The sequence below is a fragment of the Bacillus sp. SRB_331 genome, assembly GCF_003264175.1.
Taxonomy (GTDB): Bacteria; Bacillota; Bacilli; order Bacillales; family Bacillaceae_G; genus Bacillus_A; species Bacillus_A mycoides.
Genome location: NZ_NADV01000015.1, coordinates 14,652 through 30,604, shown reverse-complemented (window position 1 = coordinate 30,604; position 15,953 = coordinate 14,652). Strand labels below are relative to the sequence as shown.

Below are 15,953 nucleotides of genomic sequence, written 5' to 3'. Positions count from 1 at the left end.
CCTTTGAGGTGTATCTTAAAATCAAGCGTAATTATGACTATTTTTCGCCCATAGGGGGGAGACAATTGTGATTCAAACGAAACGAAAAGGCTTACAAGAAGTTCTTGTTACAGCTATTAAGCGTGCGACTGATGAAAAAACATTAGTTAGTTTTGTAAAACAAATAGATTGGGTGGATCCACTTCTGTTTTATGCAGCAGGAAAAAGGATCGCATTCGAAAATAGATGTTATTTTGCAGACCCAGCTCAGCATGTAATATTTGCTGGAATTGGCTCTGTTTTCACTATAGCAAATTCTTCTCACAAACGCTTTCAAACTGCTCGTGACGAGTGGGATAAAGTAAAAGAGAAAGCATTCGTACAAAGAGAAGGATACGAATTTGGAACAGGTCCTCTTTTATTTGGTGGATTTTCATTTGACCAAGAAAAAGAAAAAACGAATCTTTGGAAAGAATTTGATGATACCACATTTTCACTACCAGCATTTTTATTAACTGTAAAAAATGAAAAGGCGTGGTTAACGATTAATCAGTTCGTTTCAGCTGAAGATTGTGCAGAAACTCTTTATAACGAAATTATTTCTGTAGAAGAGAGAATTTTACAAGAGAGTAAATGTGCACTAGTAGGATCAAAATTAACAGTTACTTCTAAAGTAGAAGTTGATCCGAGTGGCTGGATGAACGCGATTGGAAAAGTGCAAGATGAAATGAAGCAAGGGAACGTGCAGAAGGTTGTATTAGCAAGGGAGCTAAAATTAACGATGGATCAGCATATTGATTCCGTTCTTGTTTTAGAAGCGCTTCGCATTGGGCAACCGGATTGTTACGTATTTTCTTTTGATTATAAAGGAGCATGCTTCTTAGGGGCGACACCTGAACGATTGATTCGAAAAGAAGGCGAGAAGTTCACATCGATGTGCCTTGCTGGTTCAATTGGTCATGGCAATTCTATAGAAGAAAGTAAACAAAATGGTGAGACGCTTCTTCATGATGAAAAGAATTTGGCTGAACACGGTTATGTAGTTAACATGATTCGAGGTGTGCTAAGTGAGCATTGCGAATCTGTTAATATTCCGGAGAGCCCAGGCTTATTAACGACGAAAAATTTAATCCATTTATATACGCCAGTAGAAGCAAAAGGTGATGCAAGCCTTTTAACGATGGTAGAAGAATTACATCCAACACCAGCTCTTGGTGGTACACCTCGTCATGAGGCGTTGAAATTAATCCGTGATGTAGAGCTTTTAGATAGAGGATTATATGGTGCACCAATTGGCTTTATAGATGATGAAGGAAATGGTGAATTTGCGGTTGCACTTCGCTGCGGATTATTAAATGGCGAGAAGGCATCCTTATTTGCCGGCTGTGGTATCGTAATTGATTCAGTAGCGCAGCTTGAATATGAAGAAACAAGTTTGAAGTTTAGACCGATGCTTGGTGCTTTGGAGGAATTAATGAAATGAACAATCATATAGAAGCATTATCATATTATTTAGGCGCGTTCGTGGACGAACTGACGCGTCTAAATGTATGTGATGTTGTCATTAGTCCTGGCTCACGGTCAACGCCGATTGCCTTACTAATGGAACAACATGAAGGAATGAAAACATATTTACATGTAGACGAAAGATCAGCAGGATTTTTTGCGCTCGGTATTGCGAAAGCAAAAAAACGTCCTGTTGCGCTATTATGTACGTCAGGGACGGCAGCAGCGAACTATTATCCAGCTGTATGTGAAGCGTTTCATTCACGAGTGCCGCTTATCGTATTAACAGCGGATAGACCGCATGAATTAAGAGATGTGGGTGCACCACAGGCGATGAATCAATTTAATTTATACGGTACTTTTGTGAAGCAATTTACAGAGATGGCACTTCCTGAAGCGAGTGAAGCAATGTATCATTACGCTCGAATGACAACGCAGCGTACGATAGCAAGCGCACTTCTAGCGCCGCAAGGACCTGTTCACCTTAATTTTCCAGTTCGCGAGCCGCTTATACCGGATTTCTCATTAGAAAGTTTATGGGATAAAGGGCGTGGTGAATATACAGGAGTAGTTCAGCAAGGGAACGTGACGATGCCGAGTGAATATGTAGATTCTCTTGTAGGGCGCCTTTCACATATGGAAAAGGGGCTTATTATTTGTGGAGACGGCAGTCATCCAGAAATAACAGAAGTTGTTATGAAAGTAGCTGAGAAAACAGGGTATCCAATTTTAGCAGATCCACTTTCTAACCTCCGTAGTGGTAATCATGATAAAACGATGGTTATAGATTGTTACGATACATTTTTACGAAATGAATTGTTAAAAGAAACGTGGAAGCCGAATGTTTTAATTCGTTTCGGAGGAATGCCTGTCTCTAAAGCATTAACGCAGTTCATCAAAAAACAAACGAAAGCTGTTCATATCGTTGTCGATGAATCTGGACAATGGAGAGATCCAGCTCTAGTTGCGACAGAAGTTGTACAAGCTAGTGACAGTGAATTTTGCAGAGCATTACTAGAGAAAATGCCAGTTATGAAAAAGAATGATTGGTTCGGAATGTGGAAACATATAAACGAGAAAACGAGAGAAACGCTTCGTGAGATGGAAACATATGAAACGGCGTTTGAAGGAAAAGTAATTACGGATATTGTACGTGTATTACCAGAAGGGGCAACGTTATTTGCGAGTAATAGTATGCCAATTCGCGATACAGATTCATTTTTCTTCACATCGGATAAAAACATTCAAGTAATGGCGAACCGCGGTGTAAATGGTATTGATGGAATCATTTCAACAGCTTTAGGAGCGAGTATTATTTGTGATCCGTTCGTATTAGTAATCGGTGATTTATCATTTTATCACGATTTAAACGGACTATTAGCCGCGAAACTACATGAGTTAAATATAACGATTGTTGTTGTAAATAATGATGGTGGAGGTATTTTCTCATTCTTACCACAATACGAGAAAAAGGAACATTTCGAATCATTATTTGGAACACCAATTGGGCTTGATTATGAACATGTTGTCAAAATGTATGGTGGTTCATTTAGCCGTGTAAATGGTTGGGAAAACTTCCGAGAAGAAGTACAAACTGGAACGAAAACGAATGGATTACACGTTGTGGAAATTTGTACGAATCGCGAAGAAAACTTGAAATTACATCGTGAACTATGGGCAAAAACAATGGACGTTATTACTACATCTTTGCAAGGTGAATCAAAATGAAAGTAACATTGCAAGGTGTATCGTATGAATATGAAGTAGCCGGAAGCGGGGAACCACTTCTACTTCTTCATGGTTTTACGGGAAGCATGGAAACGTGGGGTTCCTTTATTCCTTCTTGGAGCGAGCAGTTTCAAGTCATTCTAGTAGACATTATTGGACACGGGAAAACGGAAAGTCCTGAAGATGTGACGCATTATGATATTCAAAATGTGGCACTGCAAATGAAAGAACTACTGGATCATCTTCATATTGAAAATGCGCACATACTTGGCTATTCAATGGGTGGTAGACTTGCGATTACGATGGCATGCTTATATCCAGAATATGTGCGTTCGCTTATTTTAGAAAACTGTACAGCTGGACTTGAGAGTGCAAAGGAGCGAAAAGAACGCAAGGAAAAAGATGAACGACTTGCTGATAAAATTGAGCAAGAAGGCATCCGAAGTTTTGTATCGATGTGGGAAAATATTCCGCTATTTGAAACGCAAAAACGTTTAGCGCAAAACGTAAAAGAAGCGGTGCGAAAAGAACGACTTGCTAATAATCCAAAAGGACTTGCAAATAGTCTTCGCGGCATGGGAACAGGGGCTCAGCCTTCATGGTGGAACGAATTGCAAAACCTAAAAATACCTGTCCTTTTACTGAATGGAGAAAGCGATGAAAAGTTCTTTCGCCTATTAAAAAACATCGAAAAATGCATCCCTCATGCGAAATTTGTCAAAATTGATGGGGCTGGCCATGCAATTCATGTGGAACAACCGGAAAAGTTTGATACAATAGTAAAGGGATTTCTAAAAACTATGCAGTGATACTTTTTTCAGCAAGAAGGAAGTTGCACTTATAGCGGAGATCAGAAATATAAAAGGAGGTAATAGTAATGACTATTGAATGGGTAAAAGAAGGCAATTACGAAGATATTATTTATTCAACATACAATGGCATCGCAAAGATTTCGATTAACCGCCCTGAAGTACATAATGCATTCCGTCCTAAAACGGTAATGGAGTTAATCAATGCTTTTGCACACGCTCGTGATGATGCAAATGTTGGCGTTATCATTTTAACAGGTGAAGGTGGACGTGCATTCTGTTCTGGCGGCGACCAAAAAGTTCGCGGTCATGGTGGCTATGTAGGTGACGACCAAATCCCACGTTTAAACGTATTAGACTTACAACGTCTAATTCGCGCAATCCCTAAACCGGTTATCGCAATGGTAGCAGGTTATGCAATCGGTGGTGGACACGTACTTCATATCGTATGTGACTTAACAATCGCTGCAGACAACGCTGTATTCGGACAAACAGGTCCTAAAGTAGGAAGCTTTGACGGTGGATACGGAGCTGGTTATTTAGCTCGTATGGTAGGCCATAAGAAAGCTCGTGAAATTTGGTACCTATGCCGTCAATATAGTGCACAAGAAGCACTTGATATGGGCTTAGTAAACACAGTAGTACCATTAGAAGAACTTGAAGCAGAAACAGTACAATGGTCACAAGAAATTTTAGCAAACAGCCCAATGGCACTTCGTTTCCTAAAAGCTGCATTCAACGCAGACACAGACGGTTTAGCTGGTATTCAACAACTAGCTGGAGACGCAACGTTATTGTACTACACAACTGACGAAGCAAAAGAAGGCCGCGACGCGTTCAAAGAAAAACGCACTCCGGACTTCGGTCAATTCCCTCGTTTCCCGTGATCAAACCAAAAGCGGAAGCGGCTCGCTTAGAATGTGAGGGGGATGGAGCTTCTGACAAAGAGGCGCTTTTTGCCTCGTAGGAAGAAGTGAAGCCACCGAACATTCTAGCCGCTGTAGCTGGATGAAACCAAAAGCGGAAGCAGCTCGTTCAGAATGTGAGGGGGATGGAGCTTCTGACAAAGAGGCGCTTTTTGCCTCGTAGGAAGAAGTGAAGCCACCGAACATTCTAGCCGCTGTAGCTGGATGTTTTAAAAGCGGAGCCGACTGTTTAGCCCCGTAGGCTAAGGTTCTTTCGCACAGAAAGTGTTTTTTACTTTCTCGTGCGGAAGGTTCTTAGACGGAAGGGGCTAGGAGGCGCAGCTGGATGTGATGAAAAGCGGAAGCAGCTCGCACACAATGTGAGACGCAACCAAAAGATCACACCGGAAACAAAACAACTAAGAGACTTGATGTCATATCAGGTCTCTTTCTTTCATGAAAGGAGAATGAGTGATGGAGACGATGCCGAATTGGTTAATGCAACGTGCATTTTTAACACCTGATCGCACTGCAATTGAAATTGAAGAGGAGAAGGTTACTTTCGTGCAGCTGCATGAAAAAGTAGTATCTGTTTGTGAACACCTCACGCATGTAGGAGTGAAGCGGGCGCAAAAGGTGGCTGTTCTGATGAAAAATGGTATGGAGATGATTACAGTTATTCACGCCCTATCTTACATAGGTGCGGTAGCTGTGCTTTTAAATACGCGTCTTTCAAGAGAAGAGCTACTTTGGCAAATGGATGATGCGGAAGTTGTTTGTTTAGTGACGGATCAAGAGTTTGAGACGGAAAATGTTCCAGTATGTTCATTTGCTGAAGTGATGCAAGGACCGAAGGCGGAAGCATTTATACAAGAAGAATTCTCTTTAGAAGAAGCGATGACAATTATTTATACGTCAGGGACGACAGGGAAACCGAAAGGCGTTATTTTAACATATGGTAACCACTGGGCAAGTGCAGTCGGTTCTTCGCTTAATTTAGGGCTTCGTGATGATGATTGTTGGTTAGCTTGTATGCCAATGTTCCACGTTGGCGGGTTATCTCTTTTAATGAAAAATATTATGTACGGTATGCGCATTTTACTCGTTCCAAAATATGATGCTAATTTTATTCATAAAGCACTTCAAACGAGAGGTGTTACGATTATTTCTGTCGTTTCTAAAATGCTAACAGATTTGTTAGAACGACTTGGAGAAGAGATATATCCATCTTCTTTACGATGCATGTTACTTGGGGGAGGACCAGCACCGAAGCCGTTATTAGAAACATGTGTGGAAAAAGGAATTCCTGTGTATCAAACGTACGGTATGACAGAAACATCATCGCAAATTTGTACGTTAACAGCAGATTACATGTTAACGAAAGTAGGATCAGCCGGAAAACCACTATTTCAGTGTCAGCTTCGTATTGAAAAAGACGGCGTAGTTGTGCCGCCCCGTGCTGAAGGAGAAATTGTAGTAAAAGGACCGAATGTAACAGGTGGCTACTTTAACCGTGAAGATGCGACGCATGAGGCGATCAGAAATGGATGGCTTCATACTGGTGACCTCGGTTATTTAGATGAAGAAGGATTTTTATACGTATTAGATCGCCGCAGTGATTTAATTATTTCTGGCGGAGAAAATATATATCCAGCTCAAATTGAAGAAGTATTGCTCTCTCATCCGGCGGTAGCAGAAGCGGGTGTTGTCGGTATGGCTGACGAAAGTTGGGGACAAGTACCAGCTGCTTTTGTTGTAAAAAGTGGAGAGGTAACAGAAGAAGAAATTCTTCGTTTTTGCGAAGAGAAATTAGCGAAATATAAAGTGCCGAAGAAAGCATGTTTCTTAGAGGAATTACCACGAAATGCTTCGAAGAAATTGTTAAGACGAGAGTTAAGACAATTAGTGGAGGAGATGTAGGTGGAAATAAAAAAAGTGACACTTTATATAACGGAAATGCCGCTCATTATCCCGTTTGCCGCGAGTTACGGAACTTACGAAAAGCGTGAAAGTATCGTCATTGAATTAGAAGATACGGATGGATACATTGGTTTTGGTGAAGTCGTTGCATTTTCTGAACCGTGGTATACGGAAGAAACGGTGAAGACAGCGCTGCATGTACTTCAGGATTTTTTATTACCAGATTTATTGAAAGCTGAAATCTCTCATCCGAATGAAGTACCGTCTTTGTTCAAACATATAAAGAGAAACCGAATGGCAAAGGCCGGAATTGAAGGTGCTGTTTGGGATTTATATGCGAAGCGTCAAAAGCAGTCGTTAGCGATATTGCTTGGCGGAAATAGGTCTGAAATTGAAGTCGGCGTTGTGATTGGGATCAATACAATTCCCACTATGTTAAAACAAATCGAGAAGTACGCGAAAGAAGGATACGAGCGCTTTAAAGTGAAAATAAAGCCAGAACATGATTACGAATTACTGAAAGAAATTCGTAAAGAGTTTCCGAATATCCCGTTAATGGCTGATGCAAATTCAGCTTATACATTAGCGGATACGGAGAAGTTGAAACGACTAGATGAATTCCAGCTTATGATGATTGAGCAGCCGTTAGCGGATTACGATTTTCTGGATCATGCACAACTGCAAAAGAAAATTGAAACACCGATTTGTTTAGATGAAAGCATCCATAGTTTAGAAGACGCACGTGTTGCGATTACGCTTGGCAGTTGCCGCGTCGTTAATATTAAACCAGGGCGAGTGGGCGGATTAACAGAGTCCGTTCAAATCCATAATTATTGTATGGAGCATAACATACCAGTTTGGTGCGGTGGCATGGTAGAAATGGGGATTTCACGAGCTCAAAATGTTGCACTCGCTTCATTGCCAAACTTTACGATTCCTGGAGATATATCTGCTTCTAGTAGACATTGGGAGAAGGATATCATTTCACCGGAAGTGATGCTTGAAGGCGGAAAAGTAAGGGTGCCGCAAAGTATTGAACGTGAGTATGAAGTAGATCGAGGCAGGTTGGAAGAAATAACAAAGCAGCGGATTATTTTTGAGCGATGAATGGGAGCTTTTATTAGTACTGACTACCTGCAAATAGCGGGATGATTTTGTCGTTAATTGTCGGTAAGTCGATATATTTAAAAAATCGCTGATATAATTTAAATTACAGTTGATATATTTTGAAAATTGCCGATATAATTTCATTTATCAAGGTTACTCTTATGAGTAGCCTTTTCTTATTGTACAAATTGGATAGACTAGTTTAAAATCGAGCGTATGAAAACAGAATAAAGTAGGGGGACTAAAATGAAGCGCATTTCAATTTTAATAGCTGATGATGAAGCGGAAATTGCTGATTTAATTGAGATACATTTAGAAAAAGAGGGTTACCACGTCGTTAAAGCAGCTGATGGAGAAGAAGCCATGCATATTATTCAAACGCAGCCAATTGACTTAGTGGTTTTAGATATTATGATGCCGAAAATGGATGGGTATGAAGTGACGAGGCAGATTCGCGGCAAGCACCACATGCCAATCATTTTCTTAAGTGCGAAAACATCTGATTTTGATAAAGTGACAGGTCTTGTATTAGGTGCAGATGATTATATGACAAAGCCTTTCACACCGATTGAATTAGTCGCACGTGTAAATGCACAACTGCGTAGATTTCTTACGTTAAATCAGCCGAAAGTAGCGGAGAATAAATCTGCTTTAGAAATAGGCGGAGTCGCTATTGATCCTGAGCGAAGAACAGTAAATGTGTACGGAGAGCCGATTGAATTAACACCAAAAGAATTTGATATTTTATATGTATTAGCAAGTCATCCGAAGAAAGTGTACAGTGTGGAAAATATTTTTCAGCAAGTATGGGCTGAAGGGTATTATGAAAGTGGAAATACAGTTATGGTACATATCCGTACTTTGCGAAAAAAGCTTGGGGAAGATAAAAGAAAGGATAAGTTAATAAAAACAGTGTGGGGGGTAGGTTATACTTTCAATGGCTAAAACGATGAGAAGCTTTCGCTCGAAGATGATTATGCTATTTGCGTTAAGTATGATATTAGCTGGTGGCGTAACGTATTTAATTTATGAGGGGCTACGTCTCTATTATAAATTAGCAGTTCGTTATGAGGATCCTTTAGCCCAATTTCGTTCAATGGTAAGACAAATTGGGGACATTAATTTCTTTTTAATTGTATTTATTCCTCTGTCCATTATGTTTTTCTTCTTCCTTACTAGACCGTATTTAAAATATTTTGATGAGATTTCGAACGGGATTCATCATCTTGCGAACGGAGATTTTTCAAATCAAGTTCGTGTTTCATCAAATGATGAGTTTGGATATATCGCACGCGAAATTAATGTAGCAAGTGAAAAATTAAAAGAAGCGGTTGAACGAGGAGACTTTGCGGAAAGTAGTAAAGATCAGCTCATTGTCAACTTAGCTCATGATTTAAGAACGCCGCTAACATCTGTTTTAGGGTATTTAGATTTAATTCTTAAAGATGAGAATTTGACGAAGGAACAAATTAAACATTTTTCCACAATTGCTTTTACGAAATCCGAAAGGCTTGAAATCTTAATTGATGAATTATTTGAAATAACGAGAATGAATTATGGCATGTTGCAAATTGAAAAAAGACCAATTGATATAAGTGAATTACTTATACAGTTAGATGAAGAATTATATCCGTTATTAGAAAAAAAAGGTTTAGAAGCGAGATTGAATATGGATTCGCATTTACCTATTAACGGTGACGGGAAATTGTTAGCTCGAGTATTTGAAAATCTTTTAACGAATGCGATTCGCTATGGATACGATGGAAAGTTTGTTGATGTGAACGGATATATTGATCATGAAGAGGTAGTTGTACAAATTATTAATTACGGCGATAGCATTCCAGAAGAAGATTTACCATATTTATTTGATATGTTTTATACAGGTGATAAGGCGAGGTCAGAGCAACAGGGCGGAACAGGCCTTGGGCTATTTATCGCAAAAAATATTATCGAACAGCATGATGGGACAATCTCTGCTGAAAGTAACGTAATTAGAACGATATTTGAAGTGAGATTACCAAAAGAAGAGAGCAAAGCAATTTAATAAAAATTTAAACTTTACCCCACTTTTTATTTTAATAGTTTTTTCTATTCTATACGTAAGTTACGTTAAGGAGGAACTAGAAATGAAAAAGTGGGTATTTATTTCTCTTTTTATAGTATGTACAGCATGTGTAGGCTTTTATATATCACCAGTATTTCAAAAGGAGATCGATGTTAAAATTGCAGAAAAAGATTACAAAGTAAAAGCCGCGAACACTGAAAAGATAGAGGTTACAGAGGAACAAATTTATAAAGGTGATCTATTATTAGTTAATAAAGATTATCCGGTTAAAAAAGATAGTGTTAGGTCCGATATTGTAAATGTAAATCACAATAGTGAATTAGTAAGAGGCTATGTAATATTTGATAGAAATCTTCGCTTATCAAAGGGTGTTGTAAAAAAGTTTTTGAACGTTGTCGATGCAGCTGGGAAAGATGGAATACAGCATTTCTTAATGAGTAGCGGTTACCGAGATTTTCAAGAACAAAGTAAATTATATAAAGAAATGGGATCTGATTATGCACTTCCAGCAGGATATAGTGAACATAATTTAGGGTTATCACTCGACGTTGGGTCTACTCAAAAGAAAATGGAGAAAGCTCCTGAAGGAAAATGGATTGAAGAGAACGTATGGAAGCACGGATTTGTTTTACGTTATCCGAAAAATAAAAGTGATATTACGGGCATTCAATATGAGCCGTGGCACATACGTTATGTCGGCTTACCACATAGCGCAATTATGCAAAAAAAGAAGATTACGTTAGAGGAATATTTGGACTTTTTAAAAGAGGAAAAAGAAGTTTCAACTGAGGTTGAAGGTAAGAAATATACGGTTTCTTATTATAAAGTTTCAGATCGTATGAACGTGAATGTTCCAGTAAATAAGCAATATGAAATTTCGGGGAACAATATGGACGGGGTTATTGTGACGGTTCAAGAATAGAGAAAAAGGCTGGTCCGTTTTGGGTCAGTCTTTTGGCATATAAGAAATAGATTGCCGTTTTTTGTCGGTAAATCGATATTCCTTGTCGAATCATTGATATAATTTCCTGTACTATCAACATTTTGTGGATTGTTTTTTTATTTACCATTAAACATTATAACGTTATATTTACTTTTCTTTTTTTTCGTGATACTCTAAATATGTGAAAGAGATATAAAAATGAAACTTTAATGTAAGCGTATTCTTATGGCTTCTTATAGAAAAGGGTGGAAATACAATGACAGAACGATTCGTGCTACGTAATGTGAAGCGTGTGAACGGGGAAGAGATTGACATTGTAGTTGAAAATAATAAAATCGCACAGGTGACGAAAGCTGGTGCTGGCGAGGGTGGAAAGGTTCTTGATTACTCAGGTACTTACGTATCGAGTGGCTGGATTGATTTGCACGTTCATGCTTTTCCAGAGTTTGATCCGTATGGCGATGAGGTAGATGAAATTGGCGTTAAGCAAGGGGTAACGACAATTGTTGATGCGGGAAGCTGCGGAGCTGATCGTATCGCAGATTTAGTACAAAGTAGAAAGCAGGCAAAAACAAATTTATTTGCCTTTTTAAATATTTCTCGCATCGGTTTGAAACGAATTGATGAATTATCCAATATGGAATGGATAGATAAAGAGAAAGTAATAGATGCAGTAGAAAAGTATAAAGATGTAATCGTTGGATTAAAAGCGAGAATGAGTAAAAGTGTCATTTGTGATAGCGGAATTGAACCGCTGCACGTAGCGCGCTCTTTATCTCGTGAAACATCATTGCCGATTATGGTACATATCGGTTCAGCGCCTCCACGTATAGAGGAAGTTGTACCTCTTTTAGAAAAAGATGATGTCATTACACATTACTTAAACGGGAAAGAAAATAATTTATTTGATGAAGAAGGAAAACCGATATCTGTGTTATTAGATGCAGTGAAACGCGGTGTTCATTTAGATGTTGGTCACGGTAATGCTAGTTTTTCTTTTAAAGTAGCAGAAGCGGCGAAGCGTCACGGTATTGCCTTTAATACAATTAGTACAGATATTTACCGGAAGAACCGTATACACGGTCCAGTGTATAGTATGGCTCACGTTCTTTCGAAATTCCTTTACTTAGGTTATCCGCTAGAAGAAGTAATTGATGCGGTGACGAAAAATGCGGCAGAGTGGCTGAAGAAACCAGAGCTTGGCCGTATTCAAGAAGGGGATATTGCAAACTTAACTTTATTTACGGTGAAAGATGAACCGATTACGTTAATTGATTCAGAAGGGGATCAGCGCATTGCTGAAAGAAGAATTGATACGAAAGGGGTTGTAATCAATGGGTCATTCATTGAATGCTAAGTATGGATTAAAAAGAGTTATTAATGCGAGCGGTAGAATGAGTATTTTAGGTGTATCCGCTCCTACAGATACAGTTATGGATGCGATGAAACATGGTGGACAAAATTATGTGGAAATTGCTGATTTAGTAGATAAAACGGGAGACCATATTGCGAGAATTTTAGATTCAGAGGCAGCGGTCGTTGTGAACTCAGCATCGAGTGGAATTGCGCTTTCTATCGCTGGTATCGTTACAGAAGGAAATCGTCGTAAAAGTGAACGACTTCATCAAGAGGTAATCCTGAAAAACGAAGTGATTATGTTAAAAGGTCATAACGTTCAATACGGTGCTCCTGTTGAAACGATGATTTATTTAGGCGGAGGTAAGTTAGTTGAAGTCGGTTACGCAAATGAAGGAAAAGCGGAACATATTGAAGATGCAATCGGCGAAAATACAGCTGCGATTCTGTATGTAAAATCCCATCATGCAGTACAAAAAAATATGATTTCTGTTGAAGAAGCATGGGAAGTTGCGCAGCGAAATAACGTACCACTTATCGTCGATGCGGCAGCTGAAGAAGATATTCAAAAGTATGTGAAGTATTCAGACCTTGCAATTTATAGCGGTTCAAAGGCAATTGAAGGACCTACTTCTGGTATTGTCGGCGGGAAACGAAAATATATTGAATGGCTAAAAGTACAATTACATTGCATCGGAAGAAGTATGAAAGTTGGGAAAGAGACGACTTTCGGTTTACTTCAAGCGCTTGATGAGTACGGAGTAAAAGAAGATAAGAGTGAACAAGAAAAAGAGTTGTTACAAGTACTTATGCCGCTGAAAGAGTTAAACGGTGTAAATGTAACGATTGTTCAAGATGAAGCTGGAAGAGCAATTTTTAGAGCGCGTATTCATATTAACGAGAACGAATTAAATAAAACTGCAAAAGATGTTGTAACCGCGTTACGCGAAGGGGAAATCGCAATTTACACACGTGATTACGGAGTAAGACAAGGGTTCTTTGATATCGATCCCCGTCCACTTCAAGGCGATGACATACATGTGATTGAAGAAAAAATGAGAGAAATTGTAGGGGGAAACTAAGATGACAAACATTCAAAAACGTTTTTATAAAGGCCGCGTAGCATTAAATGTATTAGCGAACAATACCCGAAATGCGAAAGACATTTTTGAAGCAGCAGAAGGTTATGTAGTAGTCGGTGTGTTATCAAAAGATTATCCAACAGTAGAAGAAGCAGTTACAGCGATGAAAGCATACGGAAAAGAAATTGATGACGCTGTATCAATCGGACTAGGAGCAGGAGATAATCGCCAAGCGGCAGTTGTAGCTGAAATTGCGAAGCATTATCCTGGTAGTCATATTAACCAAGTGTTCCCTTCAGTAGGAGCAACGCGCGCAAATCTTGGCGGCAAAGATAGCTGGATTAATAGTTTAGTATCACCAACAGGAAAAGTAGGTTACGTAAATATTTCTACTGGCCCAATTAGTGCGGCTGGGGAAGAAAAAGCAATCGTTCCAATTAAAACAGCAATCGCACTTGTACGTGATATGGGTGGGAAATCATTGAAATACTTCCCAATGAAAGGCTTAGCTCATGAAGAAGAATATCGCGCTGTTGCGAAAGCATGTGCGGAAGAAGGATTTGCATTAGAGCCAACGGGCGGAATTGATAAAGAAAACTTTGAAACAATTGTACGTATTGCATTAGAAGCAAACGTAGAGCAAGTTATTCCGCATGTGTACTCTTCTATTATTGATAAAGAAACTGGCAATACGAAAGTAGAAGATGTACGTGAATTATTAGCAGTAGTGAAGAAGCTAGTTGATCAATATGCGTAAGAAAATTGCAGCGTTCGGTGAAGTAATGATGCGCCTGCAAGTGCCAGGATATGAATTGCTATCGCAAGCAAACACGCTAAATTACTCATTTTCTGGTACAGGTGTGAACGTCGCAGCAGCACTTTCTCATCTAGGGCATGAAGGGCTTCTTATTTCAACTTTACCGGAAAATTCGGTTGGAGATGCGGCGGTATCGCACATTCAAAAACTAGGGATTCAAGCACCGTTTATTTCAAGAGGCGGTAAATATGTTGGTATGTACTTTTTAGAAAATGGATTTGGAGCACGCGTAAGCCGCGTTACATATTCGAACCGATTAGAAAGTAGTTTCAATACAGCATCTGAAGAGATGTACCAATTTGAAGAAATCGCAAAAGAAATTGATATCGTTCATTTTTGCGGAATTACACTTGCGATGAATGATACTGTGCGCCATCATATGAAATCTTTGGCGAAGGCAGTTAAAGAAAATGGAGGCACTGTTGTCTTTGATTGTAATTATCGTCCATCGCTTTGGGGAGAAGATGGGTATGAACAGGCGAAACCGCATTATGAAGAAATGCTGGGACTTGCCGATATTGTAATGATGAATGAAAAAGATGCGATGTTTGTTCTCGGAATGAAAACGGAAGAGACGGAGCGAGAAGCACAGCTTGTTAATCTTATTCCAAAAGTCGCTGAAATATATAATATCGCTACGATCGCGGGAACGCATCGCTCTATTAATAGTGATAATACACACTCACTTCGCGGATTCATATGTAAAGATGGGACGTTCACTTTTGCCAAAACACTTACGTTTTCTGTATATGATAGAATAGGTGCTGGAGATGCTTATACGAGCGGAATTATTCATGGCGAGATAGAAGAGTTTGCACCAGAGAAAGCTGTTTCATTTGCGTCAGCAGCTGGAATGCTTGCACATACAATCGTCGGTGATACGCCAATGTCATCAGAGAAAGATATACTTCGGGCAATGACGGCATCAGTAGGTGATGTAGAAAGGTAGTGGGTGTAACGGTGAACGTAACGAGAAAAAGAGGTCCATTATATTTACAAATTAAAAATATTATTCGTGATCGAATATTACATGGTGTTTATGCCATTCATACAAATATTCCTTCTGAACCACAATTAGAAGAAGAGTTCAAAGTGAGTAAAATTACAGTGCGAAACGCAATTAAAGAACTCGTTCAAGAAGGATATTTAGAAAAGAAAAGTGGTAAAGGAACGAAAGTCATTCGAAATACTTCTGCGACAAAGCTTTCAAAGGGAAAGAAATTTACAGAAGTGTTAGTGGAAGAAGGCTATAAAGTACAAAAGAAATTGCTAAAGGCAGAAGTGGTTCATAATGAAGAAGGAACAGTACCATTTCGTTTGTTTGGTAAAGAGAGTTTTCGTATTGAGCGTCTATATGCTTTAAATGATACTCCGTACATTCATTATACGCACTATTTTTCAGTACAAATGGCAAGTACAGACTTAGCGGACTTTGACTTACAATCGCTTTATGATCTAGTCGAGGACCGTGGTATACATTTAGAAAACTTCAGAGATGAATTCGCTGTTGGATTTGCGCCTAATTTCGTTGCAGAAGCGTTAGGAGAAAAAGAGGGAACAGCGTTATTAAAACGTATGCGCTATTCTTACGATGAAGTTGGCGAAGTAATTGAATATAGTGAAGGCTACTACAATACGGAAATGCAGCATTACGTTGTAAATTATGATGTGTAAAAAATGAAGAGGGACCAATTCCCTCTTTTTTTGTAAAAAAATTTCATATCGAAGGGGAATGG

14 protein-coding genes are annotated in these 15,953 nt (G+C 39.1%); all 14 read left to right on the top strand.

The features are described from left to right. Nucleotides 1-67: 67 nt before the first annotated feature. The 14 genes from B5P42_RS12435 to B5P42_RS12370 all read left to right on the top strand — a co-directional run bounded on the left by B5P42_RS12435 (nucleotide 68) and on the right by B5P42_RS12370 (nucleotide 15,891). Complete coding sequence (locus B5P42_RS12435; protein ID WP_002015812.1) at nucleotides 68-1,462, top strand: isochorismate synthase; 1,395 nt, start codon at nucleotides 68-70, stop codon at nucleotides 1,460-1,462. Beyond that, nucleotides 1,459-3,213, top strand: coding sequence for a 2-succinyl-5-enolpyruvyl-6-hydroxy-3-cyclohexene-1-carboxylic-acid synthase (gene menD, locus B5P42_RS12430; RefSeq protein ID WP_113734303.1), 1,755 nt, complete (start codon nucleotides 1,459-1,461; stop codon nucleotides 3,211-3,213). Before B5P42_RS12435 ends, menD begins: the two co-directional genes overlap by 4 nt. Further along, complete coding sequence (gene menH, locus B5P42_RS12425) at nucleotides 3,210-4,022, top strand: 2-succinyl-6-hydroxy-2,4-cyclohexadiene-1-carboxylate synthase (protein WP_113734302.1); 813 nt, start codon at nucleotides 3,210-3,212, stop codon at nucleotides 4,020-4,022. Before menD ends, menH begins: the two co-directional genes overlap by 4 nt. 68 nt (nucleotides 4,023-4,090) lie before the next feature. Continuing rightward, nucleotides 4,091-4,909, top strand: coding sequence for a 1,4-dihydroxy-2-naphthoyl-CoA synthase (gene menB, locus B5P42_RS12420; RefSeq protein ID WP_002089233.1), 819 nt, complete (start codon nucleotides 4,091-4,093; stop codon nucleotides 4,907-4,909). 492 nt (nucleotides 4,910-5,401) lie between these two features. Then, nucleotides 5,402-6,847: an o-succinylbenzoate--CoA ligase gene (locus B5P42_RS12415; protein WP_113734301.1), complete on the top strand. Its 1,446-nt coding sequence runs from the start codon at nucleotides 5,402-5,404 to the stop codon at nucleotides 6,845-6,847. Then, nucleotides 6,848-7,954: an o-succinylbenzoate synthase gene (gene menC, locus B5P42_RS12410; RefSeq protein ID WP_113734300.1), complete on the top strand. Its 1,107-nt coding sequence runs from the start codon at nucleotides 6,848-6,850 to the stop codon at nucleotides 7,952-7,954. It begins immediately after the preceding gene. Between the two features lie 246 nt (nucleotides 7,955-8,200). Then, a complete protein-coding gene (locus B5P42_RS12405; protein WP_002015820.1) occupies nucleotides 8,201-8,899 on the top strand; it encodes a response regulator transcription factor in 699 nt (232 codons plus the stop codon). Then, on the top strand, nucleotides 8,892-9,998 hold the full coding sequence (locus tag B5P42_RS12400) for a HAMP domain-containing sensor histidine kinase (RefSeq protein WP_002164874.1): 1,107 nt from the start codon (nucleotides 8,892-8,894) through the stop codon (nucleotides 9,996-9,998). Before B5P42_RS12405 ends, B5P42_RS12400 begins: the two co-directional genes overlap by 8 nt. 82 nt (nucleotides 9,999-10,080) lie before the next feature. Then, complete coding sequence (locus B5P42_RS12395; RefSeq protein WP_113734299.1) at nucleotides 10,081-10,941, top strand: M15 family metallopeptidase; 861 nt, start codon at nucleotides 10,081-10,083, stop codon at nucleotides 10,939-10,941. Between the two features lie 277 nt (nucleotides 10,942-11,218). After that, nucleotides 11,219-12,319 (top strand): amidohydrolase/deacetylase family metallohydrolase, encoded by a 1,101-nt coding sequence (locus tag B5P42_RS12390; protein WP_113734298.1) that lies wholly within the window; start codon nucleotides 11,219-11,221, stop codon nucleotides 12,317-12,319. Further along, the gene (locus B5P42_RS12385) at nucleotides 12,297-13,400 is read left to right on the top strand and encodes a DgaE family pyridoxal phosphate-dependent ammonia lyase (RefSeq protein ID WP_113734297.1); all 1,104 of its coding nucleotides are present in this window, start codon (nucleotides 12,297-12,299) and stop codon (nucleotides 13,398-13,400) included. Before B5P42_RS12390 ends, B5P42_RS12385 begins: the two co-directional genes overlap by 23 nt. A 1-nt stretch (nucleotide 13,401) precedes the next feature. Then, complete coding sequence (gene dagF, locus B5P42_RS12380) at nucleotides 13,402-14,157, top strand: 2-dehydro-3-deoxy-phosphogluconate aldolase (protein ID WP_113734296.1); 756 nt, start codon at nucleotides 13,402-13,404, stop codon at nucleotides 14,155-14,157. Further along, complete coding sequence (locus B5P42_RS12375; protein WP_113734295.1) at nucleotides 14,150-15,166, top strand: sugar kinase; 1,017 nt, start codon at nucleotides 14,150-14,152, stop codon at nucleotides 15,164-15,166. Before dagF ends, B5P42_RS12375 begins: the two co-directional genes overlap by 8 nt. Then, nucleotides 15,166-15,891 carry a GntR family transcriptional regulator gene (locus B5P42_RS12370; RefSeq protein WP_113734294.1) on the top strand — a complete coding sequence of 242 codons (726 nt, stop codon included), beginning with the start codon at nucleotides 15,166-15,168 and terminating at the stop codon, nucleotides 15,889-15,891. Before B5P42_RS12375 ends, B5P42_RS12370 begins: the two co-directional genes overlap by 1 nt. Nucleotides 15,892-15,953 lie beyond the last annotated feature (62 nt).

Bases quoted from the DNA above. Each gene is read 5' to 3' on its own strand.
- menD (WP_113734303.1), top strand. From the start codon at position 1,459: ATGAACAATCATATAGAAGCATTATCATATTATTTAGGCGCGTTCGTG.
- menH (WP_113734302.1), top strand. From the start codon at position 3,210: ATGAAAGTAACATTGCAAGGTGTATCGTATGAATATGAAGTAGCCGGA.
- menB (WP_002089233.1), top strand. From the start codon at position 4,091: ATGACTATTGAATGGGTAAAAGAAGGCAATTACGAAGATATTATTTAT.
- B5P42_RS12415 (WP_113734301.1), top strand. From the start codon at position 5,402: ATGGAGACGATGCCGAATTGGTTAATGCAACGTGCATTTTTAACACCT.
- B5P42_RS12405 (WP_002015820.1), top strand. From the start codon at position 8,201: ATGAAGCGCATTTCAATTTTAATAGCTGATGATGAAGCGGAAATTGCT.
- B5P42_RS12400 (WP_002164874.1), top strand. From the start codon at position 8,892: ATGGCTAAAACGATGAGAAGCTTTCGCTCGAAGATGATTATGCTATTT.
- B5P42_RS12395 (WP_113734299.1), top strand. From the start codon at position 10,081: ATGAAAAAGTGGGTATTTATTTCTCTTTTTATAGTATGTACAGCATGT.
- B5P42_RS12390 (WP_113734298.1), top strand. From the start codon at position 11,219: ATGACAGAACGATTCGTGCTACGTAATGTGAAGCGTGTGAACGGGGAA.
- B5P42_RS12385 (WP_113734297.1), top strand. From the start codon at position 12,297: ATGGGTCATTCATTGAATGCTAAGTATGGATTAAAAAGAGTTATTAAT.
- dagF (WP_113734296.1), top strand. From the start codon at position 13,402: ATGACAAACATTCAAAAACGTTTTTATAAAGGCCGCGTAGCATTAAAT.
- B5P42_RS12375 (WP_113734295.1), top strand. From the start codon at position 14,150: ATGCGTAAGAAAATTGCAGCGTTCGGTGAAGTAATGATGCGCCTGCAA.